This is a genomic window from Sinosporangium siamense (assembly GCF_016863435.1).
In the GTDB taxonomy this organism is placed as follows: domain Bacteria; phylum Actinomycetota; class Actinomycetes; order Streptosporangiales; family Streptosporangiaceae; genus Sinosporangium; species Sinosporangium siamense.
Window position 1 is genome coordinate 72,953 of the sequence record NZ_BOOW01000037.1, and the last position, 26,522, is coordinate 99,474.

Sequence of the window (26,522 nt, forward strand, 5' to 3'; positions counted from 1 at the left end):
CGGGGGACCGGTTCCGATCCGAGCCGGTCGCCCCTCGAACTGCGCTGAGCCCTGGCCGCGTGCGGCCGGGGCTCTCACGTGCGTGGGGGCGATCCTTTTACGCCATTTAGTGGTTTGAAACCACTTAATCCATTGGCCGGTGGCAAACCATCGAAACCAATCATTCCACCTAATCGGATAGATGGCTCAAGTCCATTCATTCCAACGTATCGATTTGTTCTGTCAAGTCCATTGGTTCCATTGGGCGGATCAACCCCAATCGGTCCGATGCACCCATTAGACAGACTGATGCCAACAGAGCCATTTGTACCATACATTCGCCACCCGGCCCTGGGTGGTGTCTGGCGTTGGTTTTGCCTGGTCAAGGGGATATTGCGGGGGTGTGGGTACGGCGAAGCCCGGTCGCTCCGAGTCCGCCGGAGTCGGCCGTCGGTGCCTCGAGTGCACGTTTGAGTCCGAACAGGTAGTGCGGCCCGCCGTGGCGGCGAACAGGCCGCGGCCCCTCAGGGCCGTCCGCGGCTACGTCCCCTTTTTCGCGACGGAAATAATGGAAAGGGTTGTCCGGCGTGGCTCGGCCGTAAAGTCACTGTCGGCTTGAAAGTCGCTTCCATTCGTGTCCTTCATTCTTCAACCGCTGAGGGCTCGCCGCTGCTCTGAATCGCCGTGGCCGCGATCGATGTATCGGCCGCCTGTCGATCTGAGAGGCTTGTCAATTTGAATCCGGCGACGGCGCCGGTCTCCCGCAAAAATTCTTTAAGCCGATCGCCGGCGCGATTAGCCGCCGTTATCCCATCCCGCGATCGGCGGGACGCCAGGGAATGCCGTCGTCGCGGATCGCGGAAAACCGGGTGACCGGTAGGGAGGGTGCGGCGGTGGAGAGTTGCCTGCTTGGGGTCGGCGAGGAGGGTGGGGCGGGCTGCCAGGTGATCATGAAGGGCAGGGTGGATCGGGCATTGGGGAAAGGCTTGGAGAATAAGTCGTCCGCCTGAGATTTCCTCGGCCCTTGGATAAACTGCTGTGCACTGTGGGAGGGGGATGGAAACCTCTAGGAGGGATTGTGTCGGCTCCGCTTCGCGTGGCGCTTGTCTCGTTTCGCCCCGATCTGTTCGCTGCACTTCACTCCGGTTGTATGAGAAGCGGCCACCTCCCCGTTCTATATATCGCAGGCCGTTCCCCTCGGCCGGGTAAGCCAAGCTACCCACAGGTCGGGGACAGGGTAGGTGAAATACTCTGCCAAATCCCCCCGGATATGGACCTTCTACTACCCGGAAGTTCCCGGGGGTTCGCCCAGGCGTTAAAGGGATACGGCGTGGACGTGGTCGTGGCCTGCGGCCTTTCCTGGCGTTTGCCCAAATCCGTGCTCGATGCGCCGGCCCTCGGTGTGATGAACGTCCATGCTTCGCTCTTGCCGAAATACCGCGGCCCCTCCCCGGTGCAGTGGGCTCTCCGCAACGGCGACCCGGACATCGGCCTGACCGTCCACTGGATGGACGAGCGCATCGACACCGGCAACATCCTGGCCCGGCGCGGCGGCATCCCGCTGCCGGAGTTCGTCACGTTCGCCGAGCTGTGGCGGCACCTCGGCCCCGCCATCGGCGACCTGGTCGCCGATGCGCTGGGCCAGGCGGCCGGGGGCTCCCGGGGCGAGCCCCAGGACGACTCCCAGGCGAGTTACGCCGGGGCCATGGAGCGAGGCTTCGACTTCATCAACTGGTCACACACCGCCGAAGCCGTGCACAACCAGGTCCGCACGTTCTATTTCGGCGCCGGCCTGCCGGGCCCCTTCGCCAAGGTGGACGGCGAGTGGCTGCTGGTGCGCCGCACGTCCCTGACCCCACAGGAGGGCATTCGCGTGGAGTGCCGTGACCGCCCGATCTGGATCGTCGAGTGGGCCTCGGCCCGCCTCCCAGGCGCGGCACCGCCCTCCGCTCCCCACCTGATCCGTCCGATCCCCACAGGCACCTGAGCCTCGACCGGCAGGCGGTCCGCGGTGGCCGAGTGGCCAGTGGGGCGAGTGGACCTCGGCCCACCTCCCTGGGACGACGCCGCTCGCCGGCCCACCTGGCTCGCCCGATAAGTCTGATCTCCGGGGATAAATGGAATGCCGAGGTGGGGCACCCCCAGATAGCCTCCGCAGAGTATGGAGACCCCTATCCATCCTCTGGCTGAGCACCATGACGTGTGGAGGTGAGGTGGCAGGGGCGGTGTTCGACAAGGGGGAAAGATCGTGGGGCACGTCGAAGTCGGGCACCTGGTCTATGTGCTGCCCGATGGCCGGCCGCTGCTGGACGATGTGTCCTTTCGCGTAGGCGAAGGGGTGAAGGCGGCCCTGGTGGGGCCCAACGGCGCGGGGAAGACGACCCTGTTGCGGCTGATCGCAGGTGATCTTCAGCCGATCGAGGGGACTGTGGCGAACTCCGGTGGGCTGGGGGTGATGCGGCAGTTCGTGGGGAACATCCGTGACGGCAGCACGGTGCACGACCTGCTGTTGTCCGTGGCGCCGCCGGCGGTGCGCCGGGCGGCCGACAGGCTGCACCGGGCCGAGCTCGCGATGATGGAGCGCGACGACGAGAAGACGCAGATGCGTTACGCACAGGCCATCACCGACTACACCGACGCCGGCGGCTACGACATCGAGGTGCTCTGGGACACCTGCACTGTGGCCGGCCTCGGGGCACCATACGACCATGTGAAATATCGCGAGGTCAACACGCTGTCGGGCGGTGAGCAGAAACGCCTGGTGCTGGAGGCGCTGCTGCGGGGGCCCGATCAGACGCTGCTGCTGGACGAGCCGGACAACTACCTCGACGTGCCGGGCAAGATCTGGCTGGAGGAGCGGCTCAAGGAGACGCCCAAGACGGTCCTGCTGGTCAGCCACGACCGGCAACTCCTGGCCAACGCCGCCAATCGCATCATCACCGTCGAGTCAGGCAATGTGTGGATCCACGGTGGCGGGTTCGCGACCTACGCTGAGGCGCGCAAGGAGCGCAACGAGCGCCTCGACGAGCTGCGCCGCCGCTGGGACGAAGAGCACTCCAAGCTCAAACGCCTGGTCGTCATGCTCAAGCAGAAGGCCTCGTACAACGACGGCATGGCCCCGGCCTACCACGCGGCCCAGACCCGGCTGCGCCGCTTCGAGGACGTGGGGCCGCCGGAGGCCGCGCCCAAGGACCAGCTCATCCAGATGCGCCTGCGCGGCGGCCGCACGGGCAAACGCGCGGTGATGTGCGAGAACCTTGAGCTGACCGGTCTGATGAAGCCCTTCGACACCGAGATCTGGTATGGCGAGCGCATCGCCGTGCTCGGCTCCAACGGGTCGGGCAAGTCCCACTTCCTGCGGCTGCTGGCCGGTGAGGAGATCCGCAGCACGGGCAAGGCCGCCCTCGGCGCGCGGGTCGTGCCCGGACATTTCGCCCAGACGCACTCGCGTCCCGATCTCCAGGGGCGCACCCCCTGCGAGATCGTCATGACCGAGCACGCCAAGCTCAAGAACGAGGCCATGAAGGCCCTGGCCCGCTACGAGCTGGCGGGAACCATCGCCGAGCAGCGCTTCGAGACCCTTTCCGGCGGGCAGCAGGCCCGGCTGCAGATCCTGCTGCTCGAACTCTCCGGCGCCACACTGCTCCTGCTCGACGAGCCCACCGACAACCTCGACCTGGCCAGCGCCGAAGCGCTCCAGGAGGGCCTCGCGGGCTTCGACGGCACCGTGATCGCGGTCACCCACGACCGCTGGTTCTCCACGGACTTCGACCGGTTCCTGGTCTTCGGCTCGGACGGCCGCGTCTACGAGTCCCCCGAACCGGTCTGGGACGAGTCCCGCGTCGTCCGCCCCCGCTAAGGGGCCGGGAGCGCCGGGCGAGCACAAGGCAGCAGGCGCCGCCTGCCCGCGTTCATCGCCGCGGGTTTGCGGCTCGGGCTCGGGCAAGGCAGGTCGGGTAAAGGCTGTGTACGGCTGCCGCGTGTCGGCTTAGCCCCGTGCCTTTGGCGGGGCTAAGACAGGCAGGGTGAACGTGCGCAGTGCCATCGCCGCCCTGGACGCGGCCTCGCCTCTCGCTCTCCGCATGGCCTCCGGGGCCGGTGCGGGCCGTGTCGCCGGTCCGGGGCGTGCCGCCCGTGGGGCGGCGGCCGGCGTGGTGGTGCTGCTGGGGGCCGCCGTGCTCGCCGGGTGCGGCGGGGAGGAGAAGCCGGCGCCCGAGTTGCGTCCCCTCGCCGTGCGCGATCAGGTTTCGTCGATCATCAAGACCGGCGACAGCTATCTGATCAACTGGGCCGGGGTGCTTGGCAACGACAACAAGTGGCATTTCGGCGAGCAGGTCGTGGCCACGATCACCGGGCAAAACGCGGCGGGCAAGCAGGTGGTCCGCACCGACCAGCCGCTCGACGCCGTCCCGCCGGCAGGGGCGCTGCCGTTCAGCGGTCAGGCGGTCTCGCCGGAGAAGCCGGAGAAGGTGACGATCACCTTCCGCCCGGCGCAGTGGCGCAAGGCCTCGCGGGTGACCTCGGCGTTCCGCCCGTTCCCGGTGTCCGACTCGATGACCACGCGGCAGAACAACGGCAATTACATCGTGACCGGACGCGTCGCCAACCCCTACAACCTCTCGGCCAGCAGCCTTGTGGTGACGGCGCTGCTCCGCGACAAGATGGGCAAACTGGTCGGCGGCGGCACCACGTTCGTGGACGACGTCGCATCGGGGGTGCGCCCCCGGTTCATCCTCAGCGTCGAGGGGCTGCCCAAGTCGGCACAGGTGGCCAGGACCGAGGTCGTCGCCCGCACGTGGGGGTCCACCGGCAAGCCTTATGAGGATCTCGTGCTCGGCGGGGCCAAGCCCCTCCACACGGTCAAACCGACCACCGCGCCGTTCCCCAGGGATCGCGGCCGCCAGGCCCTCCCCATCGCGCCTTGACCGTCGTCCGCCACTCGTCCGGCCCAGGGCCGGGGGCGTGGTCACCATGGTTTGTCCGTACGGCACAGCGGGGTTTATCGACCGTGTTACCTGCATTGGCGTGGGTGCTTTGGTGTTGCGGAACCTCGGCACCCACGCTTCCCTGCCGATGCTTTCTCGCCGGGGCATCCGGGCTCTCCTGTCCGCCGCGTCTCTCCGATCCGTCGTCGCGGCGTTGAGGAAGGCGCCAGGGGGGCCGCGCACCCAATGGTGAATAACTTTCACGCCGCCGGGGCGGCGATCCCCGGGGCTCGGAAGTCCCTGGTCAGAGGCATGCATGAGCAAACGGAAACGGGTAAGGTAATGCACGGTGGCCCGGAGGTATGCGTGCCGAGTGCTAATAGTGCGACAGTTCTCAAATCGCACAATTAACGAGATGTCGCGATATCGACCTGCTTTCCCCGGCCAATATGCGTGCCGCTTGTGTTACGGCATGAAGACTTTCCCGGAGAAGCGGTGGAGCGCGCAGTTACAAGCCGTTTACTCTCGGTCATATGAATGACAGCGTTCTGGTCGGAGCACTCCGTGCCCGCGACCCGGATGCCCTCGCCGTGCTTTACGACTGCCACGCCGAGAGCATCTACAGATACTGCTGGTCCCTGCTGGGCCACCCCGACAGTGCGCAGGTCGCGCTGCGGGACACGCTGATCGTCGCCGAGGCCCGCGTCCACTCCCTCGCCGATCCCGCGAAGTTCGTGCCCTGGCTATACGCCTTGGCCAGAGGCGAGTCTATGCGCCGCCGCGCGGCGGCGACGGCCGCGGCCGGGGTCGATCAGGCCCCTGCCGCCGTGGTCACGGGAGAGGAGCCCGCCGACGGCGAGTCGCGGGTCATCGCCTGGGACGCCGTCCGCGGCCTGGCGCCCGAGGAGCGTGAGGCGCTTGAGCTCTCCGCCCGGCACGGCATGTCCACCGCCGCCGTCGCGGCGATCGTGCGCGTGTCGTTCCGTTCGGCGGAGGCACTGCTCGAAGGGGCTCGCGACCGGTTAAGGGACGCGGTGACGGCCGAACTCCTGGCGCGGAAGGGCCCGTTCGACTGCCCGCGCCGGGCCCGCATCCTCAGCGGGTTCGCGGGTGAGCTGAGCCGGGAGACCAGGGCGCAGGTGATCCGCCATCTGGAGCGGTGCGATGTCTGCGCACCGCACCGCAACCGCCGGGTGGCGCCGGCCAAGGTGTTCGGCCTGCTGCCGACGGTCGCGCTGCCCGACACGCTGCGGGTGCGTGTGATGAGCTGCTTCGTCGACCCGGAGCTTGTGCCTTATCGCCGATATGTCGCCCGGCGCGTGGGTGCGCTAGATGCGGAGGGATTTCCCCTCGACGTCTCGTCTAGCGATCGCGGATGGCCTCAGGCGGCTGCGGGCATGGTTGCGGCGGTGGCCGCAGTGATGGCGGTGGCGTTCGCGTTCCAGCAGTGGGGGGCGGGGGCCGAGCAGGCGATCATGGGCATCGCCTCGGGGGCGTTCCCGGCCTCGGGTGAGCCGCCCGGCATCCGGGTGCCGTGGAGTCAGGGGCCGGGTGACGGTTCGCTGCTGTTCGAGCCGCTGCGCAGCGGCGGGCCGGTGGATCCCGACGAGGTCACCGTGTCGCCGGTCGGCGCGCCGGCTGCGGGCCCGGCAGCCGCCCCTTCGGCCGTGCCGCAGGTGCCGCGGCCCACCATCCGGCAGGGGCCGTCGCGGTCGCCGGTCCGCACGCGCGGGCCGATCCCGGCCTCCACCGCCGACGCGGCTGTGCGCCCGGACATCCACTTCTATCCGGAGGAGCGGCCGTTGAGCCGCGACCACCACACCGGGCCGCTTCAGCCCAAGCCGCTCCCCGGCCCGGGCAAACCCCCCGTCGGCCCGACGCGGGAACCTCCGTACACCGCCACCGCCCAGCCGACCTCGACCGATCGGCCCGCCACGCCGAGCCCCGAGGAGACGCCGAACGGCAGCGAGAAGACACTGAGCAGCAGCCCGATGGGCGGCTCGTCGAGCGCGGCAGCCGAACTGTCGCCGGAGAGCCCTCGTTCCTCGTGAAATATCACCGTCTGTAATTGCGGTCGCGTGCCCCCTGCCTCTCCCGCCCCTGTCGCCTCGCATCGATCAAGACCCCTCACCTGCCATGACTACGTGTAGTTAGAAGCATGTGTGCGGAATGTGATTGCGGGGAATCGTGTGCGTTGAGTTAACGCTTGTCACGTAGCGACACGCGGGTGAAAGGGGGACGCATGCGTTTCGACGGCAAGGGCACCTCACCACGACCGCGAAATACGACCGCAGCCGCGAGGCTCTCCAGTGGCCTGGTCACATGCATGGCCGCGTGCCTCCTTACCGCGGTGCCCGGCCCCGCCCTGGCCCACCGGCCGGGCCCCTCCGCCAAGGACGTCGCCGACGCCCGCGCCGCCGTACGCGCCCGTGGGAAGGAGCTCGGCACCGCCGCCTCCCGCCTGGCCGCGGCGATGGCGAGAAAGGAGGAGCTGGCCGCCCGGGCCGGCCGCCTCGTGGAGGCGTACAACGGAGAGAAGGTGCGCCTGGCAGCCGCCGAGCGGGCCGAACACGAGGCCGGAGTACGGCTGACGCAGGCGGTCGGCCGCCTGGAGGAGGCACGCGACGCGGTCGCCGCGGTCGCCACGCACAGCTACGGCGGGGTCGACCTGACGCAACCGCTGATCGCCGCGATGGCCGACGCGGGCGGTCTGTCCGGGATGCTCCACCGGGCCAGCGTGCTTGAGCACATGGGGGACGCCCGAGGCCAGGTAGTCCAGCGGTTGAGCGACGCCGAAGAGGTGGCAGGCATCCTGCGGCGGCAGGCCGAGGAGGCGCTGGACGCGCGCCGGGACGCGATGGAGCGGGCCGAACACGCCAAGGCACAGGCGCAGGCCGCGGTGGAGCGCCAGGTGGCCGAGACCGCCCGCCTGGAAAAGGCGAAGGACGCCCTCGCGAGCCGCCTCTCCGCCGCGCGTACCAGGGCGGAACGGCTGGCCGCGCAGCGCGCCGCCGCCGTCGAGCGGGCCGTATTCGCCCGTCAGCGTGCCGCCGTCCTGCGCGGCGCCGCCGTCGCGGGAGCCAGGATGGGGGACTTCGCCGCGAATTGGGCCTTGACGCAACTGGGGAAACCGTACGTATGGGCGGCAGCCGGTCCGAACAGCTACGACTGCTCGGGATTGACGATGCGTGCCTGGGAGAGGGGCGGGGTGCGCCTGGACCACTGGACCGGCACTCAGTGGAGTTCGGGCCCGCGCATTCCCCTCGGCGCGTTGCGCCGGGGTGACCTGCTGTTCTTCGGGAGAATCACCAGTGATCCCGGGGACATCCACCACGTCGGGATCTACATCGGGCGGGGGCTCATGGTGCACGCGCCGCAGACGGGCGACGTGGTCAGGATCGCCTCGATGTGGCGGCGCGACCTCGTCGGGGCGACCCGGCCCGTGGGCCGGGTCGCACCCTAGCGTCGTCGTTGTTGCTCGGTCTGTCAGTGTTTCTTTGGAGGGGGGCGACGTGCCGGTTGTCCAGGCTCCCGGAGCCGTCCGCCGCACTCGGCGCGGTGCGCCGAGCCGCGTCCGGCAGGGCCGCCTCAGTCACCTGAGTGGTTCGAATCCATGCTCACACCCCAGGTCAGACGGGGAGCTGGGGCCGGTGATCCGCTCGGTGCCCGAGTCGGCGGCGCTCAGGCTTCCCGGGCCTGAGCCTTCAGTGCCCGAGTTCGAGGTGGCGCTTCAGCGACCGCTCGATCTCGGCCTCCGCCTCGACCCGGCCGACCCAGTTGGCCCCTTCGACCGACTTGCCCGGCTCAAGGTCCTTGTAGACCTCGAAGAAGTGCTGGATCTCCAGCCGGTCGAACTCGGCGACGTGGTGGATGTCGCGGATGTGCTCCATCCTCGGGTCGGTGGCCGGGACGCACAGCACTTTGTCGTCGCCACCTTTCTCATCGGTCATGCGGAACATGCCGACGGCGCGGCATTTGATCAGGCACCCTGGGAACGTCGGCTCTTGCAGCAGCACGAGGGCGTCGAGCGGGTCGCCGTCCTCGCCCAGCGTTTCCTCGATGAAGCCGTAGTCTGCGGGGTACTGGGTGGAGGTGAAAAGCATCCGGTCGAGCCGGATGCGGCCGGTCGCGTGATCCACCTCGTACTTGTTCCGTTGCCCCTTGGGAATCTCAACGACAACGTCGAACTGCACCGGGGTTCCTCCGCTCGCGCCCCCGGGCACTCCCGGCCGGGCGTTAATGTCTCGTAAGCGATACCAACTAGGGGAGAGGGTCGGCGACGTGTTTCGGCGCGAGCGTTGGATGGCGATCGTCACTCTCGTCCTGCTTCAGGCATTTGCAGCCGCCGCCGGCACATATGTGATGGCCAACGACGTCAGCTTGAACGCGCTGACCGAGGAATCGCCACGTCCGATCGTGTCGGAGAAGCCACCGCCCGTCCCCGTGAGAACCGCCGGACCTGTGCTGGCGGCGGGCGGGAACGGACCTCTCCCCACCAAGGGTACTTTGGCCGGACGTCTAGCCAAGGCGCTGGGTGACCCCGCGCTGGGACCCCAGGTCGGCGCGTCCCTGATCGACGCCCGGACTGGCGTGGCACTTTACGGCGAAAGCCCCGATGTGGGCCTCACTCCCGCCTCAACGACCAAGGTCGTCACGGGCATCGCCGCCCTCGCCTCCCTGGGCCCCGACACCCGCCTGGCCACCCGTGTCGTGCCGGGGTCACTGGCCGGGTCGATTGTGCTGGTGGGAGGCGGTGATCCCACCCTCGCAGGGCCCAAGGCCGACCGCGGCCGGCCATACCCGCAGGAGGCGTCGCTGACCACGCTCGCCGCCCGCACCGCCACGGCCCTCAAGAAGGCGGGCAAGCGGAAGGTCACCCTTTTCTACGACGATCATCTGTTCACCGGCCCGCGCACCGGACCCGGGTGGAAACCCGGCTACGTGCCGGAGGGCAGCGTCGCCCCCGTTCACGCCCTCGCCATGGACGAGGGCCGGGTCGCGCCCGACCTCGGCGCGCGGGTCGCCGACCCCGCCCGCTCGGCCGCCGACGCCTTCGCCGGGCTGCTCCGCCGCCAAGGCGTCACCGTGGTCAAGGGGCTGCGCCCGGCCAAGGCCGGCCTCGGGGTGCAGGAGCTCGCGCGGGTCGAGTCCGCCCCCGTCTACGCGCTCGTCGAGCGCATGCTGACCCTGAGTGACAACGATCTCGCCGAGGCCCTCGCCCGGCACATCGCGATCAAGGAGGGCAGGCCGGGGACCTTCGCCTCGGTGGCTCCCGCCGTAACGGGTGTGCTCAAGCGGCTCGGCGTGCACCAAGGTGTGCATGTGGTGGACGGCAGCGGCCTGTCCATCCGCAACCGGATCACCCCCGCCGCGCTCGCCCGGCTGCTCTCCCTCGCCGCCGCTCCCAGCAACCCGCACTTGCACTCCGCGGTGAGCGGCATGCCCGTCGCGGGGTTCACCGGCACCTTGCGCAACCGGTTCGAGACAAAGGACGGACGGCCCGGTGCGGGCATGGTTCGCGCCAAAACGGGCACGCTGAACGGCGTGAACACGTTGGCCGGAGTGGCGACCACTGCGGAGGGACGGCTGCTGACGTTCGCCTTTATGGCCGACAAGGTGCCGATGGGGTGGGGCAAGGCCGAAGCGGCCCTGGATCGCCTGGCTGCCATCCTGGTGGAAGGCGCCTGATCCGCTTCCGTCTCTCCGAGCTCAGGGCCCTCCGCCGCCGCCCCTACGCGGGTGGCGGCCCGACCACATACGGTGGGAGCTATGCAGGTGATCGACTGGGATCTGGCCGTAGCGACCGGGACACGGCTGGTGCGCCCCGGCCCGCAGGTGAGCCGTGAGGAGGCCCGGCAGGCCGTCGTCGAGCTACGGCGGCTGTCGCGCGAGGCCGAGGGACATGTACGCGACTTCACCAAGATCGAGGCCGACGCCCCGCCCCAGCCGGCGACGATCGTCGACCGCCCCGGCTGGATCAAGGCCAACGCCGACGGGTTCCGCGTCGTGCTCGAACCCCTGACCGACCGCATGGCCAACAGGCGCAACCCGCCGCCCGCGATCGTCACGGCGGTCGGCTCGCGGATCACCGGCGTCGAGGTGGGCGCCGTGCTGGCCTTCCTCGCCTCGCGGGTGCTGGGGCAATATGAGCTCTTCCTCCCGCCCGACCCCAGCGGTGAGGCGCCCACAGGCCGCCTCACCCTCGTCGCCCCCAACATCGTGCACGCCGAGCGCGAGCTCGGGGTGAACACGCGCGACTTCCGCCTCTGGGTGTGCCTGCACGAGGAGACCCACCGGGTGCAGTTCACCGGGGTGCCCTGGCTGCGGGAATATGTCAGGTCGCAGATGACCGAGTTCCTGCTCGCCTCCGACCTCGACTTGCCCACCCTCTTCGAGCGCCTGCGTCAGGCCGCCGACGCCGTCGCCGACGCCGTCCGCGGCGGCGACTCCTCGCTCCTCGACGCCATTCAGAGTGACGAGCAGAAGGTCATCCTCGACCGGCTCACCGCCGTCATGACCCTCGTCGAAGGCCACGGCGACTTCGTCATGGACGCCGTCGGCCCCGCCGTCGTCCCCACCGTCGCCGAGATCCGCGGCAAGTTCCACCACCGCCGCGAAGGCGGCTCCCGCCTCGACCGCACCCTGCGCCGGCTCCTCGGCATCGACCTCAAGATGAAGCAATACGCCGAGGGCTCGGCGTTCGTGCGAGCCGTGGTCGACGCGGCGGGCATGGACGGCTTCAACAAGGTGTGGACCTCCCCCGAGACCCTCCCCACCCAGGCCGAGTTCGCCGACCCCGCCGCCTGGATCGCCCGCGTGGTCCACCCACCGAACGAACTCTCCTCCAGGGCCGCCGCCAACTGACCTCCCACCTTGTGCCTTCCCCGATGACGGTCGGGGGGCCCGGCCAATAGGTTCGTGTCCGACGACGGTCGAGAGGGTGTCTCCGATGACGATCGGGGGCCGGGGTGCCTTGTTCCCGATGTCCATCGGGGGCTTGGCCATTCCGTTCCTTCCCGATAACTGTCGGGAGGGTTCGTCCGCGACGACGGTCGGGGGTCTGGGTGCCCTGTCTGTTCCCGATGTCCATCGGGGGCTTGGCCACTCAGTTCCTCCCCGATAACCGTCGGGGGGCGGCGTCCCCGACGACGGTCGGGGGCTGGCCACTGGGTTCGTGTCCGACGACGATCGGGAGGGTGTCTCCGATGACGATCGGAGGCCGGGGTGCCTTGTCCGTTCCCGATGTCCGGCGGGGGCCTGGCCACTTCCCATTCCTCTCCGATGACCGTCAGGAAGGTGTCTCCGACGACCGTCGGGAGGGTTCGGCCCGGCCCCGGTGACGGTCGGGGGCCAGCCCGCCGCCGGCCCCGCCCCGCGGGCGGCCGGGGTAGCGACGACGGTGACGTCATGGTCCCGGGCGAGGAGTCCCCGCCCAGCGGGCGGCCGGGGTAGCGGGTGGCGGTGGAGACCGGTCACGTTCGGCTCGTCGCCCTTACTCTGTGCGCGGGCCCGGGGCGGTGGAGACCGGTCACCTTCGGCGTGCCGGCACGGGACTGTCCGCCGTGGGTGGCCGGGGGTGGCGGGTGGAGACAATGGGGGCATGGGTCCTCATCCGGCGGTGGCCGACGTCCGCCGTGCCGTGCGCGAATCCCTCGCCGACCTTCCCGCGGGGGGGCTGGTGCTGGTCGCGTGCAGTGGCGGGGCCGACTCGCTGGCGCTGGCCGCCGCGCTCGGGTTCGTGGCGCCGCGGATCGGTGTCCGCGGCGGCCTCGTGACCGTCGATCACGGCCTCCAGCCGGGCTCGGCCGATCAGGCCGATCGTGTCGTACGGCTTGCGCCGGTTCTCGGCCTCGACCCCGCCGAGGTGCTCAAGGTGACCGTAGGGGTGGAGGGAGGGCCGGAGGCGGCCGCCCGCAAGGCGCGCTACAACGCGCTTGAGGGGGCGGCTGAGCGCCTCGGGGCCTCCGCCGTACTCCTGGGGCACACCCGGGACGATCAGGCCGAGACGGTGCTGCTGGGGCTGGCGAGAGGCAGCGGGCCACGGTCGCTGGCGGGGATGGCGGGGGTGGTGGGGCTGTATCGGCGGCCGTTCCTGGGGCTCGGGCGGGCCGCGACGGAGGCGGCGTGCGCCGCCCTGGGACTCGCCCCCTGGGAGGACCCCCACAACCGGGAGGCCCGGTTCACCCGGGTGCGGGTGCGCGAACGGGTGCTGCCCGTCCTCACAGAAGAGCTCGGCCCGGGGATCGCCGAGGCCCTGGCCCGCACGGCCTCGTTGTGCCGCGACGACGCCGACGCCCTGGACGCCTGGGCCGACCGCGCCTACCGCGAGGCACTCGCGGCGGCTCGCGAAAGGTCCCCCGAGACGCTCACGCCAGGTGATCGTGCTCCCGCTTCACGTGGGTCCTCCGTACATGAGCGCGGGTCTGCTGGGGGTGAGGCGCCCCCCGGCGAGGCGCCGCCCGCCGAGGTGCCCGCGCAGGTGCTGGCCGTGGAGGTGCTGGCCGCTCTGCCCGGGGCGGTGCGGCGGCGGGTGTTGCGGCGGGCGGCGCTTGGGGCGGGGGTGCCCTCCGGTGCGTTGGCGGCGGTTCACATCGCGGAGGTGGAGCGGCTTGTGACGGAGTGGAGGGGGCAGGGGCGGGTGGACCTGCCGGGCAAGGTGGGCGCTGTCCGCAGGGCGAGGGTTCTAACGCTTGGCGGGCTCTCCAGGGGGTCTGCCGCAAAAGAGAGGGGCTCTCCCGGCTAAGGTTGTGGCCTGTGGCGAGCCCGGCTCTCGGCGGGGTGGAAGAGCACCGACACGAAGGAATTCGCAGGTGGACGCAGCCGACATCGGCACAGATCTGGAAAAGGTCCTCATTTCCCAGGAGGAGCTCCAGACCAAAATCTCCGGCCTTGCCGCGCGGATAGACGCGGACTACGCAGGCGAGAAGCTTTTGATCGTGGGTGTCCTGAAGGGCGCCGTGATGGTCATGGCCGACCTGGCCCGTGCGCTGCGCACGCCGCTGGAGATGGACTGGATGGCGGTGTCGTCGTATGGCGCCGGCACCAGGTCCTCCGGCGTGGTGCGCGTGCTGAAGGACCTCGACACCGACATCGCCGGGCGGCATGTGCTCGTGGTCGAGGACATCATCGACTCGGGCCTCACGCTGTCGTGGCTGGTGCAGAACCTCCAGTCGCGCAATCCGGCGTCGGTGGAGATCTGCGCCCTGCTCCGCAAGCCCGACGCGCTGAAGGTGGAGCTCGACGTCAAATACGTGGGGTTCGATATCCCGAACGAGTTCGTGATCGGCTACGGGCTCGACTATGCCGAGCGTTATCGCAATCTGCCCTTCATCGGCACGCTCGCGCCGCATGTCTACGGGGGGTCCCGCTAGCCTGCGGCAGGCGCTCCGACGTCTGAGGACATCCTGAAAAAGAGGCCCGGGAATGCCGTAAAAATACGCCCTGGGCGAAGCCGCCACCCCGGGAACGCGACATTGGTATCCAGGGGAGGGGAACACTAGCGCACCTGACGTACGTTGGTAGGGCAGGTGCGTAGCGTTTGGGCGGTGACCCTGCGCGGCGCAGCGGTGTACCTTCGGACAACGAGGGCGTGTTCACTCGCCCTCGCGCTGTCAGTTGGAGCGGTGAGGATGCCGCGACCCCCAGGAGGCGACTGCTGGGGGACCAGGCCATGGTCAGGAAGGGACGGGCCCGCAAGGGGTTCCGCATCGGATGGATCTCAAGCGATTTACACGTGGGCCACTCCTGTGGATCCTGGGCATCGTCGTGTTGCTGCTGGTCGTCACCACTTTGTGGAACACCGACAGCAATTACGAGAAGAGAGACACATCGGCCGTCGTCAGTCTGATCGAAGACGGCAAGGTGTCCAACGCGAAGGTCATTGACAAAGATCAGCGTATTGAGGTCACCACGACCGACGGCCATCGCTATTACGCGCAATGGGTGTCCGGTCAGGGTGTGCAGCTGACCAACCAGCTCACCACGGCCCAGAAGGCGGGCAAGCTGCCCAAGGGCTACAACGTCGAGGTTCCCCAGGAGAACTTCCTCGTCGGGCTGCTGGTGAGTTTCCTCCCGTTCGTCATCATCATCCTCATCTTCCTGTTCCTGATGAACCAGATGCAGGGTGGCGGCTCGCGGGTCATGAACTTCGGCAAGTCCAAGGCCAAGCTGATCACCAAGGACACGCCCAAGACCACCTTCGCCGACGTCGCCGGTGCCGACGAGGCCATCGAGGAGCTCCAGGAGATCAAGGACTTCCTCCAGGCCCCGGCCAAGTTCCAGGCGATCGGCGCCAAGATTCCCAAGGGTGTGCTGCTCTACGGCTCGCCCGGCACCGGTAAGACCCTGCTCGCCCGAGCGGTCGCCGGTGAGGCCGGCGTGCCGTTCTACTCGATCTCCGGTTCCGACTTCGTCGAGATGTTCGTCGGCGTCGGCGCCTCCCGGGTGCGCGACCTGTTCGAGCAGGCCAAGGCCAACGCTCCCGCGATCATCTTCATCGACGAGATCGACGCCGTCGGCCGGCACCGCGGCGCGGGCCTCGGCGGCGGTCACGACGAGCGCGAGCAGACGCTCAACCAGCTCCTCGTCGAGATGGACGGCTTCGACGTCAAGGGCGGCGTGATCCTCATCGCGGCGACCAACCGTCCCGACATCCTCGACCCCGCGCTGCTGCGCCCGGGCCGTTTCGACCGGCAGATCGTCATCGACCGCCCCGACCTTGAGGGCCGCAAGGGCATCCTGAAGGTCCACGCGCGCGGCAAGCCGTTCGACTCCGACGTCGACCTCGAGGTGATCGCCCGGCGCACGCCCGGCTTCACCGGCGCCGACCTCGCCAACGTCATCAACGAGGCCGCGCTGCTCACCGCCCGCCAGGACAAAAAGCTCATCTCGATGGCCATCCTTGAGGAGTCCATCGACCGGGTGATGGCGGGTCCCGAGCGCAAGACCCGGGTCATGTCCGACCAGGAGAAGAAGGTCATCGCCTACCACGAGGGCGGCCACGCCCTGGTGGCGCACGCCCTGCCCAACGCCGACCCGGTGCACAAGATCACGATCCTGTCGCGGGGCCGCGCGCTCGGTTACACGATGACCTTGCCGATGGAGGACAAGTTCCTCGCGACCCGGTCGGAGATGCTCGACCAGCTCGCCATGCTGCTCGGCGGGCGCACGGCCGAGGAGCTCGTGTTCCACGAGCCCACGACCGGCGCCTCCAACGACATCGAGAAGGCCACGTCCATCGCGCGCCGCATGGTGACCGAATACGGCATGAGCGAGCAGCTCGGCGCCCGCAAGTTCGGCAGCGGCAACAGCGAGGTCTTCCTCGGCCGCGACATGGGTCACGAGCGTGACTACTCCGAGAAGATCGCCTCGACGATCGACGAGGAGGTGCGCCGTCTCATCGAGTCGGCCCACGACACGGCCTGGGAGGTCCTCGTCGAATATCGCGACGTGCTCGACAACCTGGTGCTTGAGCTCATGGAGAAGGAGACGCTCTCCCGCGACCAGGTCCTTCAGATCTTCTCGCCCGTGGTCAGGAAGGAGCACCGCCCCTCCTACTCCGGATATGGCAAGCGGCTACCCTCGGACAGGCCGCCGGTGTTGACCCGCAAAGAGCAGGCCGGCAACGGCGCGCTCCCGGCGGGCACCTCGGCCCACCAGGATGTCGTCCCCCGAGACGGAAACTGAAACGTGACACACCAGCACCACCAGGTTGACTCGGCCCGGATCGAAAAGGCGATTCGCGAGATTCTCCTCGCGATCGGCGAAGATCCGGACCGAGACGGCCTGCGCGCCACCCCCGGGCGCGTGGCCAGGGCTTACGCGGAGCAGTTCGCGGGCCTCGGCCAAACCCCGGAAGATGTTCTGACCACGGTTTTCGAGGCCGACCACGAAGAGATGGTCCTGGTCAAGGACATCGAGGTCTTCAGCACTTGCGAGCACCACCTGCTTCCCTTCCACGGGGTGGCCCACGTGGGCTACATCCCCAACGAGAAGGGGCAGATCACCGGTCTGTCCAAGCTGGCGCGGCTGGTCGACGTCTACGCGCGCCGTCCCCAGGTCCAGGAGCGCATGACGTCCCAGATCGCCGACGGCCTCATGCGCGTCCTCGAACCCCGCGGCGTCATCGTGGTCATCGAGGCCGAGCACATGTGCATGACCATCCGCGGCGTCCGCAAGCCGGGCGCCAAGACCACCACCTCCGCCGTCCGCGGCAACTTCCGCGACAGCGACAGGACCCGCTCCGAGGCCATGTCCCTCATCCTCAGCCGCTAGGTCCAACGACATCTCTGAGGCCGGAGAGGACGACTCTCCGGCCTCAGTCGTGTTCCCACCACATGGACCTGGTCACATGCAGGTCGGGGCCCATTTCAAGAGGTGTGGTCCGGTGGGGATGGGGCTGATTCGTTATCGGCAAGACCGACCCTCTGGGTGGTTCGGGTGGTGTGAGCGCCTAGGCTGGTCCGCATGACCGTGTACGCCGTTCCCGGGCTCCCCAGCGTGGAGCGCTGCCTGGTGATGGGCGTGGTCAACGTGACTCCCGACTCCTTCTCCGACGGTGGCGAGTGGTTCGACGTGCACTCGGCCGTCAGGCATGGCCTGGAGCTGGTCGAGGAGGGCGCCGACCTGATCGACGTGGGTGGCGAGTCCACCCGGCCCGGTGCGAGCCGCGTCTCCCTTGAAGAGGAGCTGGCGAGGGTCACGCCGGTGATCAAGGGCCTGGTCGCCGAGGGTGTGCCGGTGAGCGTCGACACGATGCGGGCCGAGGTGGCCAAGGTCGCCGTGGAGGCCGGCGCGAGGCTGGTCAACGACGTGAGCGGTGGCCTGGCGGATCCGGACATGTCCAGGATCGTGGCTGCCGCGGGCGTGCCATACGTCGTGATGCATTGGCGTGGGCACAGCAAGGGCATGGACGACCTGGCGGTCTACTCCGACGTGGTGGCCGAGGTCCGTGAGGAGCTGAGCAAGCGGGTCGCGTCGGTGATGGCCGAAGGCGTCAAGGAGAGCCAGATCATCCTTGACCCGGGTCTCGGCTTCTCGAAGCAGGCCGAGCAGGGCTGGCAGCTCCTCGCGGGGCTGGACCGGCTCGCCGAGCTCGGCTTCCCGCTCATCATCGGCGCCTCGCGCAAACGGTTCCTAGGCCGCCTGCTGGCCGGGCCCGACGGCATCCCCCGCCCGTTCGGAGCCTCCGACGACGCCACGACGGCCGTGACGGCCCTCGCGGCGCAGGCGGGGGCCTGGTGTGTGCGTGTCCACAATGTGCGGCCCAACGCCGACGCCGTGCGCGTTGCCGCCGCGTGGCGGAAGGGCGGGGAAAGCGGATGAGTGTGGACATCGGCGCTGTCGAGACGGCTAATCAGACGTTCTACACGGCGATCGAGAACGCCGACCTGGATCGTATGACCGAGGTGTGGGCCGAGGACAGCGAGGTCGGCAAGGTCTCGTGTGTGCATCCGGGGTGGCCGCTGCTGAGCGGACGGGCCGAGGTGCTGCGCTCGTGGGCGTTGATCATGGCCAACACCCCCTACATCCAGTTCGTGCTCACCGACGTCGTGACCACGATCATCGGTGACGTGGCCGTCCTCAGCTGCGCCGAGAACATCTTGACCGCGGGCGACGCGGGGGACGCGAGTTTCGCCGCGGGCAAGGTTGTGGCGACCAACACCTTCATTCGCACCCCGGCCGGTTGGCGGCTGTGGATGTACCACGGTTCCCCGGTCCTCCAAGGGGAGGATGAAGAGGGGGAAGAAGAGACGGCCTAAACGGGCTTCGGGGAGAATGGGGTGGTTTCCGTCACGGATCGAGTAAGCCTGCGCGGCCTGCGGGTGCGAGGCCGGCATGGGGTGTTCCCCGCCGAGCGTGAGCTTGGCCAGGAGTTCGTCGTCGACGTCACACTGTTTCTGGACACCGCGCCCGCCGCGGCGGGCGACGATCTCACCAAGACCGTCCACTACGGCGAACTCGCCGAAAAACTGGCCGCCGTCGTCGCCGGCGAGCCGGTGAACCTCGTGGAGACCCTGGCCCAGCGCCTCGCCGACACCTGCCTCTCCTACGACCTCGTGGAGCGCGCCGAGGTCAGCGTGCACAAGCCGGCCGCGCCGATCCCGCTGCCGTTCGAGGACGTGGTCGTGACGATCGCGAGGAGCCGCACGTGAAGGCCGTCATAGCGCTGGGGAGCAACCTCGGCAACAGCTTCGAGACGCTTCAGGGTGCCCTGGACGTGCTGTTCGACGCCCCCGGGCTGGTGTTCACCGACGTGTCCCCCGTCTATGAGACCGACCCCGTCGGCGGTCCCGAGCAGGACGTGTTCCTCAACGCGGTCGTGCTCGCCGAGACGGCGCTGGAACCTCACGCGCTTCTCGAACGTGCTCAAAGTGTGGAGAACGCCTTCGGCCGGGTGCGTGCGGAGCGGTGGGGACCGCGCACCCTCGACGTCGATCTGATCGTCGTGGGCGACGTGGTCGTCGACGACGAGTTGCTCACCCTTCCCCACCCCCGGGCACATGAGCGCGCGTTCGTGCTGGCGCCCTGGCTGGCCGTCGATCCGCAGGCGGCGCTGCCCGGTCACGGCGAGGTCGCGGGCCTGCTCGCGGCGCTGGACGACCAGGGTGTGCGCCGGCGCGAGGACCTCGTGCTCCAGGGGCCGCAGTGAAGCCGACCCGCCCCGGTGTCCTGGTCGCGATCCTGCTGGGTTTCACGCTCATCACCTGGTGGGTGCTGCAGCTGACCTATTCGTCGCTGCCGCGCCTGCCCTGGACGGCGATCCCGACCCTCCTGCTGCTCGCCCTCGGCGAGGCGTACACCGGCTGGATGACCCGCGCACGCATCCTCCGCCGCCCGGGCACCCGCCCGGTGGAGCCTCTCGCGGTGGCGCGGCTGGCCGCTCTCGCCAAGGCCTCGGCATACGGCGGAGCCCTCTTCGGCGGGTTCTTCGGCGGGTTCGTGCTGCACACCGTCGAGATCCTCGACCGCGAGACGCCGAGGACCGACTTCTTCGTCGCCTCCGGATCGTTCCTGGCCTGCGTGGTGTTGATCTGCGCCGCCGCCTACCTCGAATACTGCTGCCGGGTGCCGAAGGACCAGGGCCCCCAGCGCCCCGAGGGCGACTGACCGCACCTCACCTCATTTGTCGATGTCGCCGACAACGAAGAACATCGACCCGAGGATGGCCACCATGTCGGCGACCAGGTGGCCCGGCAGCATCTCGCGGAGCACCTGGATGTTGTTGAAGGACGCGCTGCGCAGCTTGAGCCGCCAGGGCGTCTTCTCCCCCTTCGACACGAGGTAATAGCCGTTGAGGCCGAGCGGGCTCTCCGTCCAGGCGTAGGTGTGCCCCTCGGGCACCTTGAGCACCTTCGGCAGCCGCTGATTGATGGGGCCCCGCGGCAGCTCACGCAGCCGCGCGAGGCACGCGTCGGCCAGGTCGAGTGAGACCTTGACCTGGTCGAGCAGCACCCCGAAGCGCGCGTGGCAGTCGCCCGCCGTGCGCGTGACGACCCTCACCGGCAGTTCGCCGTAGGCGAGGTAGGGTTCGTCGCGCCGCAGGTCGAAGTCCACCCCGGAGGCACGGGCTATGGGCCCGCTCACGCCGTACGCCATGATGGTGTCGCGGTCGAGCACGCCGACGCCCTTGGTCCGGGCGAGGAAGATCTCGTTGTCCATGATCAGGTTCTCGATGTCGGGCAGGCGCCGCCGCACCTCCGCGACCGCCGCGCCCGCGCGGTCGAGCCAGCCGGCCGGCAGGTCCTCCTTGAGGCCGCCCACCCGGTTGAACATATAGTGCATGCGCCCGCCGGAGATCTCCTCCATGACCGCCTGCACGGTCTCACGCTCCCGGAACGCGTAGAAGATCGGCGTCATCGCGCCGAGCTCAAGCGGATAGGAGCCGAGGAACATCAGGTGGCTCAGCACCCGGTTGAGCTCCGCCAGCAGCGTGCGCGCCCACACGGCGCGCACCGGCACCTCCATGCCGAGCATGCGCTCGACCGCGATCACGACGCCGAGTTCGTTGGCGAAGGCCGACAACCAGTCGTGCCGGTTGGCGAGCACGACGATCTGCCGGTAGTCCCGCACCTCGAAGAGCTTCTCCGCCCCCCGGTGCATATAGCCGATGATCGGCTCGGCGGCGGTGATGCGCTCACCGTCGAGGGTGAGCCGCAGCCGCAGCACCCCGTGAGTCGAAGGGTGCTGCGGACCGATGTTGAGGATCATGTCCTCGGTGGCCAGCTCTTTGCCACCCACCGCCTGCGCGCCTGCGCCGATGCCCACAATCCGCTCGGTCATGGACTAATCCAAGCACCTCAGCGGCGAGAGGCAAGCTCCCGGAGCGCCGTGATCAGCCGATCGACGTGCTCCTCGGTGGTGCCGATGCCGATGGAGGCGCGTACGGCGGAAGCCGTGCCGTCCTCGCACCCCGTCGTCGAGACGCCGTCGAGCAGGTGGTTCACGAACGGGTGGGCGCAGAACTTGCCGTCGCGCACCCCGATGCCGTATTCCGCGGACAGGGCCTCGGCCACCTCACGCGCGGTGCGGCCCTCCACCACGAAGGACACGATGCCCACCCGGGGGTGCTCCGGCCCCCACAGCCCGAGCTCTCGCACACCCTCGACGCCGGCGAGCCCGGCGCGCAGCCGCGCCAGCAGCCGCTCCTCCTCCGCCAGCAGCGGGGTCCAGCCGGTGGCGCTGAGCGCGTCGCAGGCCGCCGCCAGGGCGATGGCGCCGAGCACGTTGGGGGTGCCCGCCTCGTGGCGCTGCTCGGCGTCGGCGCACCACTCGACGTCCGGCCCGACCGCCTTGGAGGCGCCGCCGCCCCGGAGGTAGGGCTCGGCCTCGGTGAGCCAGTCCGAGCGCCCGACGAGCACACCCGCGCCGAACGGAGCGTAGATCTTGTGACCGGAGAAGGCGACGTAGTCGAGGTCGAGCGCGGTGATGTTGAGCGGGCGGTGCGGCACGAGCTGGGCGGCGTCCACGAAGATGCGTGCGCCGTGCCGGTGGGCGATGTGGGCGAGCGCCGCGATCGGCCAGAGTTCGCCGGTCACGTTGGAGGCGGCGGTGACGACGAGGAGCTTGCTCCCCTCGACCGCCGAGAGGGCCTCGTCGGCCGCGCGCACGGCCTCGCCGGGGAAGGCCGGCGCGGCCAGCCGTACGACGTTGTCCCACGGCAGCAGCGAGGCGTGGTGCTCGGTCTCGAACACCACGACCGTGGTGCCCTTGGGCAGGCAGTGGGCCAGCAGGTTGGTGGCGTCGGTGGTGTTGCGGGTGAAGACGGCGGCGTCGCCCGGGCGGGCGCCGACGAAGGCGCGGACCGTGTGGCGCGCCTGCTCATAGCGGGCCGTCGTGAGCTGCGAGGCGTAGCCGGCGCCTCGGTGCACGCTGGAGTAGGCCGGGAGGGCGGCGCTGATCGCCTCGCTCACCGGCGCCAGACAGGGTGCGCTCGCAGCGTAATCGAGATTGGCGTATCCGACCAGGTTGCCGCCCTTGACCGGCACCTCCAGGTCGGCTCCGACGATCTGCGGAACGGCGCGGACCTGGGAAAAGTTGTGAAATTGTGCTGTGGCGGTCGTCACGGCGGTCAAGGCTGTCCCCTCGGGTCGATCGGACCCGTCACCAGGGGTGGCAGAGCCCGCGCTTGCCCGGCGCACCGCGCGCCGGACCTGGTCTTCACCCGGGGCACCCCGCCGCGAGCGCGAGGGTTGCCGTCCAGCTAGCCGGGGCTTGTCGCTGGCACTCATGACCTTCGGCCGAACTATAACCGACGCCGGGGCACTTTCCGCAAGTAGGTATCTTGTCCATTCGGTAAGAAGTTCCCTCCGACTGTGCATGGGCTCGGTCGGCATATACGGCTTGCGAGCCACAGGAGGTGCCGATGGACTGGGTGGCCGACCCCCAAATCTGGATCGGTTTTCTCACCCTTGTCGGCCTGGAAATCGTGCTGGGCATTGACAACATCATCTTCATCTCGATCCTGGCCGGGAAGCTTCCCGAGCACCAGCGGGATCGGGCGAGGAAACTCGGACTCGCGGCGGCGCTGATCTCACGCCTGCTGCTGCTGCTCGCCCTCTCATGGGTGGTACGGCTGACGCAGCCGCTTTTCGAGGTGCTCGGTCATGAGATCTCCGGGCGTGACCTTATTCTGATCTTCGGTGGACTGTTCCTGCTGGCCAAGAGCGTCTACGAGATCGGCGACAGCATGGAGGGCAAGTCGGGCCACGCCAGTGGCAAGGCGGCTGCCTCCTTCACCTCCGTGATCATCCAGATCATGATCCTCGACATCGTCTTCTCCCTCGACTCGGTCATCACCGCGGTCGGCATGGTCGACGAACTGGGCGTGATGGTCGCCGCGGTCATCGTCTCGGTGATCGTGATGCTGATCGCCTCCGGCCCGATCAGCCGCTTCGTCGAGCAGCACCCGAGCATCAAGATGCTGGCGCTGTCCTTCCTCGTGCTGATCGGCGTCCTGCTGGTGGCCGAGGGCTTCGAGCAGCACATCCAGAAGGGCTACATCTACTTCGCCATGGCGTTCTCGCTGGTGGTGGAGCTGCTCAACATCCGCAGGCGCACGAAGATGGGCACGAAGGAGCCGGTGGTCCTGCACAAGCGCTACACCGAGGAGGACGAGGTCCCCGAGACCAAGTGACCCCAGTGAGATCGGGGGCGCATCCGGCGAATCGCCGCGGTGCGCCCCCGGTTTGCTGCAAGGGGGGCGACCCCGGCCGCCGGCCTAGGGAACGTCCACGATCCTGGCTCCCAGCGGCAGCAGCGAGATGGGGATCAGCTTCAGGTTGGCGATGCCCATCGGGATACCGATGATCGAGATGAACAGCGGTATCGACGTGATCAGGTGGCCGATGGCCAGCCAGATCCCGGCGACCACCAGCCAGATGACATTGCCGATGGTGGACATGACCCCGGCCTGCGGGTCACGCTCGACCGTCCTGCCGAACGGCCACAGGGCGTAGCCCGCGATCCGGAAGGACGCGATGCCGAACGGGATCGTGATGATCAGGACGCAGCAGATGATCCCCGCGATCACGTAGCCGATGGCCAGCCAGATCCCCGCGAAGATCAGCCATATGACATTGAGGAGAGTCCGCATAGATCAAGCATGTCACGCGCTGTCATGCTCGGTCCTCGGCACCCGTTTTCGCCGAGTCGCCGCGGTGCGCCCCCGACCTGCTGGAAGGTTGATTCCGGACGACGTTGATCCGGACATACGGTGGCAAACGACCACCTACTATGGGGTTCGTGCGTTTTGATCCATGGAACCCAGAGTTCGTCGCGAATCCCTACGACGTCTACACGGAACTGAGGCGCGACCGGCCGGTCAGCTTCTTCGAGCCCACCGGCCAGTGGCTCATCGCACGCCACGCCGACGTCAACGCCCTGCTGCGCGACCGCCGCCTCGGCCGCTCCTACCTGCACGTGGCCACCCACGAGGAGTTCGGCCGCACTCCCGAGCCCGACTTCCAGGAGCCCTTCTGGCGGGTGGTCCGGGCCGGCATGCTCGACGTCGAACCCCCCGTCCACACCCGCCTGCGCCGCCTGGTCTCCAAGGCGTTCACCCCGCGCATGGTCGAATCGCTCCGCCCCCGCGTCCGCAAGATCGCCGGTGAGCTGGTCGACGGCTTCGTGGAGCGCGGCGGCGGCGACCTGATCGCCGAGGTGGCAGAGCCGCTCCCCGTCACGGTGATCGCCGAGATGCTCGGCGTGCCCGAGACCGACCGCCCCCTGCTCCGCCCCTGGTCGGCCGACATCTGCGGCATGTACGAACTCAACCCCGGCCCGCAGGCCCAGCACACCGCCGTGCGAGCCGCCGAGGAGTTCGCCGGCTATCTCCGCGACCTCTCCCGCGCCCGCCGCGACAACCCAGGCGACGACCTCGTCAGCCTGCTCGCCCAGGTCGTCGACGAGGGCGACCGGCTCACCGAGGACGAGCTGATCGGCACCTGCGTCCTGCTGCTCAACGCCGGCCACGAGGCCACCGTCAACGTCACCGGCAACGGCTGGTGGTCGCTGTTCCGCAACCCCGCCGAACTCGACCGCCTGCGTACGGCCGCCGCCGCCCACGACGGCACCCCGGACACGCTGCCGCTTCTCGCCACCGCCGTCGAGGAGATGATGCGCTGGGACACGCCGCTGCAAATGTTCGAGCGGTGGGTTCTCGAACCCGTCACCGTGGGCGGCGTCGAGATCCCGCGCGGGGCCGAGGTGGCTCTGCTGTTCGGCTCGGCCAACCGCGACCCCGAGGTGTTCGAGGACCCCGACCGGTTCGACGTGGGCCGGACGGACAACCCGCACATCTCCTTCGGCGCGGGCATCCACTTCTGCCTTGGCGCACCCCTGGCCCGGGTCGAACTCGTCGAGTCGTTCTGGGCGCTGCTCAAGGCCGCTCCCGGCCTTGAGCTCACCCGTGAACCCTCCTGGGGCCCCGGCTACATCATCCGGGGTCTGGAATCGCTTCCCGTGTCCGTGTGAAGCGGGCCAGCAGCGGCTGGAGCGCCCTGGCCGCGAGCGGCCCGAACGCGGCCAGGATCAGCACGTAGGCCGCAGCCAGCGGCCCGAGGTCCGGGTGCGCGCCGGCCCCGACGGCCAGGCCCGCGATGACGATGTTGAACTCCCCCCGGGGGATCATCGCGATGCCGGCCCGCGCCTGGCCCGCCTTGGCGATGCCCGCCCGGCGCGCCGCGTATGCACCGGTCAGCAGCTTGGTGAACATGCTGATGACCGCCAGCAGCAGCGCCAGCCCCGCCACAGGCAAGATGGCTTTTGGATCGGTCTGCAAGCCGAAGAACACGAAGAACACCGCCGCGAACAGGTCGCGCAGCGGCATGAGCAGCTCACGAGCGCCCTCGGCGATCTCACCCGAGACCGCGATGCCCACTAGGAACGCGCCAACGGCGGCCGACACTTGAAGCTCGGAGGCGATGCCGGCCACGAGCAGCGCGAGGCCGACGACCTTGAGCAGGAGCACTTCGGAGTTGGGGCTGGAGATGAACGCCGAGATGTACCTGCCGAAACGCAGCGCGATCACAAGCACCACGGTGACCGCGGCCAGCGCGATGCCCACCGTGATCGCCCCGCTGAGCAGGCTCGCCCCGGAGAGCACCGCCGTCAGCACGGGCAGGTAGAACGCCATCGTGAGATCCTCGAACACCAGCAGCGACAACACCACCGGCGTCTCCCGGTTACCGATCCATCCCAAGTCGGAGAGGACCTTCGCGGTGATACCGGAAGACGTCGCATAGGTCACGCCCGCCATCGCCACGGCGGCGACCGGCCCCCACCCCAGCAGGAGCGCGATGATCGCGCCGGGCGCGGCGTTCAGCACCAGGTCGACCAGACCACCCCTGGCGTTGCTCTTGAGGCTCGTCATGAGCTCGTCGGCGTTGTATTCGAGGCCGAGGGTCAACAACAAGAGAATGACGCCGATCTCGGCGCCCACCTTGATGAAATCCTCGCTGGTCGCGAGGGGAACGACGCCGCCGGTGCCGAAGGCGAGACCGGCAACGAGATAGAGGGGGATGGGGGAGATGCCGACGCGCAACGCAAGGGCCCCGAGCACACCGAGACCGAGGATGATGGCGCCAAGCTCAATAAGAAGAATCGCTCCGTGCACTCGTC

Annotated in this window: 23 protein-coding genes and 1 riboswitch; of the genes, 18 read left to right on the plus strand and 5 right to left on the minus strand. The window is 68.9% G+C overall.

Going from position 1 to position 26,522, the window contains the following annotated elements; all coding sequences use genetic code 11:
- Nucleotides 1-1,249 precede the first annotated feature (1,249 nt).
- The 5 genes from Ssi02_RS28550 (at nt 1,250) to Ssi02_RS28570 (ending at nt 8,367) form a co-directional block, all read left to right on the plus strand.
- Nucleotides 1,250-1,966 (plus strand): methionyl-tRNA formyltransferase, encoded by a 717-nt coding sequence (locus tag Ssi02_RS28550; RefSeq protein ID WP_275410755.1) that lies wholly within the window; start codon nt 1,250-1,252, stop codon nt 1,964-1,966.
- Nucleotides 1,967-2,227: 261 nt separating this feature from the next.
- Nucleotides 2,228-3,838 carry an ABC-F family ATP-binding cassette domain-containing protein gene (locus Ssi02_RS28555; RefSeq protein WP_204030687.1) on the plus strand — a complete coding sequence of 537 codons (1,611 nt, stop codon included), beginning with the start codon at nt 2,228-2,230 and terminating at the stop codon, nt 3,836-3,838.
- 172 nt (nt 3,839-4,010) lie between these two features.
- The gene (locus Ssi02_RS28560) at nt 4,011-4,904 is read left to right on the plus strand and encodes a hypothetical protein (protein WP_239129897.1); all 894 of its coding nucleotides are present in this window, start codon (nt 4,011-4,013) and stop codon (nt 4,902-4,904) included.
- Between the two features lie 533 nt (nt 4,905-5,437).
- The gene (locus Ssi02_RS28565) at nt 5,438-6,955 is read left to right on the plus strand and encodes a sigma-70 family RNA polymerase sigma factor (protein WP_204030688.1); all 1,518 of its coding nucleotides are present in this window, start codon (nt 5,438-5,440) and stop codon (nt 6,953-6,955) included.
- Between the two features lie 191 nt (nt 6,956-7,146).
- On the plus strand, nt 7,147-8,367 hold the full coding sequence (locus tag Ssi02_RS28570) for a C40 family peptidase (RefSeq protein ID WP_204030689.1): 1,221 nt from the start codon (nt 7,147-7,149) through the stop codon (nt 8,365-8,367).
- A gap of 241 nt (nt 8,368-8,608) precedes the next feature.
- Here the strand turns inward: Ssi02_RS28570 and Ssi02_RS28575 are convergent, their stop codons facing one another.
- On the minus strand, nt 8,609-9,097 hold the full coding sequence (locus tag Ssi02_RS28575; RefSeq protein WP_204030690.1) for an inorganic diphosphatase: 489 nt from the start codon (nt 9,095-9,097) through the stop codon (nt 8,609-8,611).
- 109 nt (nt 9,098-9,206) lie between these two features.
- Between Ssi02_RS28575 and dacB the strand changes: the two genes are divergently transcribed.
- From dacB to Ssi02_RS28630, 11 genes are all read left to right on the plus strand, one after another.
- Nucleotides 9,207-10,592 carry a D-alanyl-D-alanine carboxypeptidase/D-alanyl-D-alanine endopeptidase gene (gene dacB / locus Ssi02_RS28580; RefSeq protein ID WP_239129907.1) on the plus strand — a complete coding sequence of 462 codons (1,386 nt, stop codon included), beginning with the start codon at nt 9,207-9,209 and terminating at the stop codon, nt 10,590-10,592.
- 81 nt (nt 10,593-10,673) lie between these two features.
- Complete coding sequence (locus tag Ssi02_RS28585) at nt 10,674-11,768, plus strand: Rv3626c family coenzyme F420 biosynthesis-associated protein (protein WP_204030692.1); 1,095 nt, start codon at nt 10,674-10,676, stop codon at nt 11,766-11,768.
- A gap of 736 nt (nt 11,769-12,504) precedes the next feature.
- The gene (gene tilS, locus Ssi02_RS39965) at nt 12,505-13,647 is read left to right on the plus strand and encodes a tRNA lysidine(34) synthetase TilS (protein WP_204030693.1); all 1,143 of its coding nucleotides are present in this window, start codon (nt 12,505-12,507) and stop codon (nt 13,645-13,647) included.
- 67 nt (nt 13,648-13,714) lie between these two features.
- A complete protein-coding gene (gene hpt / locus Ssi02_RS28595) occupies nt 13,715-14,275 on the plus strand; it encodes a hypoxanthine phosphoribosyltransferase (protein WP_239129910.1) in 561 nt (186 codons plus the stop codon).
- 340 nt (nt 14,276-14,615) lie between these two features.
- Nucleotides 14,616-16,589 (plus strand): ATP-dependent zinc metalloprotease FtsH, encoded by a 1,974-nt coding sequence (gene ftsH / locus Ssi02_RS28600; RefSeq protein ID WP_204030694.1) that lies wholly within the window; start codon nt 14,616-14,618, stop codon nt 16,587-16,589.
- A gap of 3 nt (nt 16,590-16,592) precedes the next feature.
- A complete protein-coding gene (gene folE, locus Ssi02_RS28605) occupies nt 16,593-17,177 on the plus strand; it encodes a GTP cyclohydrolase I FolE (RefSeq protein WP_204030695.1) in 585 nt (194 codons plus the stop codon).
- 192 nt (nt 17,178-17,369) lie between these two features.
- Nucleotides 17,370-18,227, plus strand: a complete 858-nt coding sequence (gene folP / locus Ssi02_RS28610) for a dihydropteroate synthase (RefSeq protein WP_239129913.1) — start codon at nt 17,370-17,372, stop codon at nt 18,225-18,227.
- Complete coding sequence (locus tag Ssi02_RS28615) at nt 18,224-18,664, plus strand: nuclear transport factor 2 family protein (RefSeq protein WP_204030696.1); 441 nt, start codon at nt 18,224-18,226, stop codon at nt 18,662-18,664. Before folP ends, Ssi02_RS28615 begins: the two co-directional genes overlap by 4 nt.
- Before the next feature lie 21 nt (nt 18,665-18,685).
- Nucleotides 18,686-19,057, plus strand: coding sequence for a dihydroneopterin aldolase (gene folB, locus Ssi02_RS28620; RefSeq protein WP_204030697.1), 372 nt, complete (start codon nt 18,686-18,688; stop codon nt 19,055-19,057).
- Nucleotides 19,054-19,554, plus strand: a complete 501-nt coding sequence (gene folK, locus Ssi02_RS28625; RefSeq protein WP_204030698.1) for a 2-amino-4-hydroxy-6-hydroxymethyldihydropteridine diphosphokinase — start codon at nt 19,054-19,056, stop codon at nt 19,552-19,554. The genes folB and folK overlap by 4 nt, the downstream gene beginning before the upstream one ends.
- Complete coding sequence (locus Ssi02_RS28630) at nt 19,551-20,012, plus strand: DUF3180 domain-containing protein (protein WP_204030699.1); 462 nt, start codon at nt 19,551-19,553, stop codon at nt 20,010-20,012. Before folK ends, Ssi02_RS28630 begins: the two co-directional genes overlap by 4 nt.
- Before the next feature lie 12 nt (nt 20,013-20,024).
- Here the strand turns inward: Ssi02_RS28630 and Ssi02_RS28635 are convergent, their stop codons facing one another.
- A complete protein-coding gene (locus tag Ssi02_RS28635) occupies nt 20,025-21,185 on the minus strand; it encodes an NADH-quinone oxidoreductase subunit D (protein WP_204030700.1) in 1,161 nt (386 codons plus the stop codon).
- Nucleotides 21,186-21,202: 17 nt separating this feature from the next.
- Nucleotides 21,203-22,468: an aminotransferase class V-fold PLP-dependent enzyme gene (locus tag Ssi02_RS28640; protein ID WP_204030764.1), complete on the minus strand. Its 1,266-nt coding sequence runs from the start codon at nt 22,466-22,468 to the stop codon at nt 21,203-21,205.
- Between the two features lie 53 nt (nt 22,469-22,521).
- Nucleotides 22,522-22,637, minus strand: a riboswitch (SAM riboswitch).
- Between the two features lie 130 nt (nt 22,638-22,767).
- Here Ssi02_RS28640 and Ssi02_RS28645 point away from each other — a divergent pair.
- The gene (locus tag Ssi02_RS28645; protein ID WP_204030701.1) at nt 22,768-23,538 is read left to right on the plus strand and encodes a TerC family protein; all 771 of its coding nucleotides are present in this window, start codon (nt 22,768-22,770) and stop codon (nt 23,536-23,538) included.
- A gap of 84 nt (nt 23,539-23,622) precedes the next feature.
- Here the strand turns inward: Ssi02_RS28645 and Ssi02_RS28650 are convergent, their stop codons facing one another.
- Nucleotides 23,623-23,997, minus strand: coding sequence for a YccF domain-containing protein (locus tag Ssi02_RS28650; RefSeq protein WP_204030702.1), 375 nt, complete (start codon nt 23,995-23,997; stop codon nt 23,623-23,625).
- 140 nt (nt 23,998-24,137) lie between these two features.
- Here Ssi02_RS28650 and Ssi02_RS28655 point away from each other — a divergent pair, with 140 nt between their 5' ends.
- Nucleotides 24,138-25,376, plus strand: coding sequence for a cytochrome P450 (locus Ssi02_RS28655; protein ID WP_239129916.1), 1,239 nt, complete (start codon nt 24,138-24,140; stop codon nt 25,374-25,376).
- On the opposite strand, the gene Ssi02_RS28660 is transcribed toward Ssi02_RS28655, so the two are convergent.
- On the minus strand, nt 25,339-26,517 hold the full coding sequence (locus Ssi02_RS28660; RefSeq protein WP_204030704.1) for a cation:proton antiporter: 1,179 nt from the start codon (nt 26,515-26,517) through the stop codon (nt 25,339-25,341). The genes Ssi02_RS28655 and Ssi02_RS28660 overlap by 38 nt on opposite strands.
- Nucleotides 26,518-26,522 lie beyond the last annotated feature (5 nt).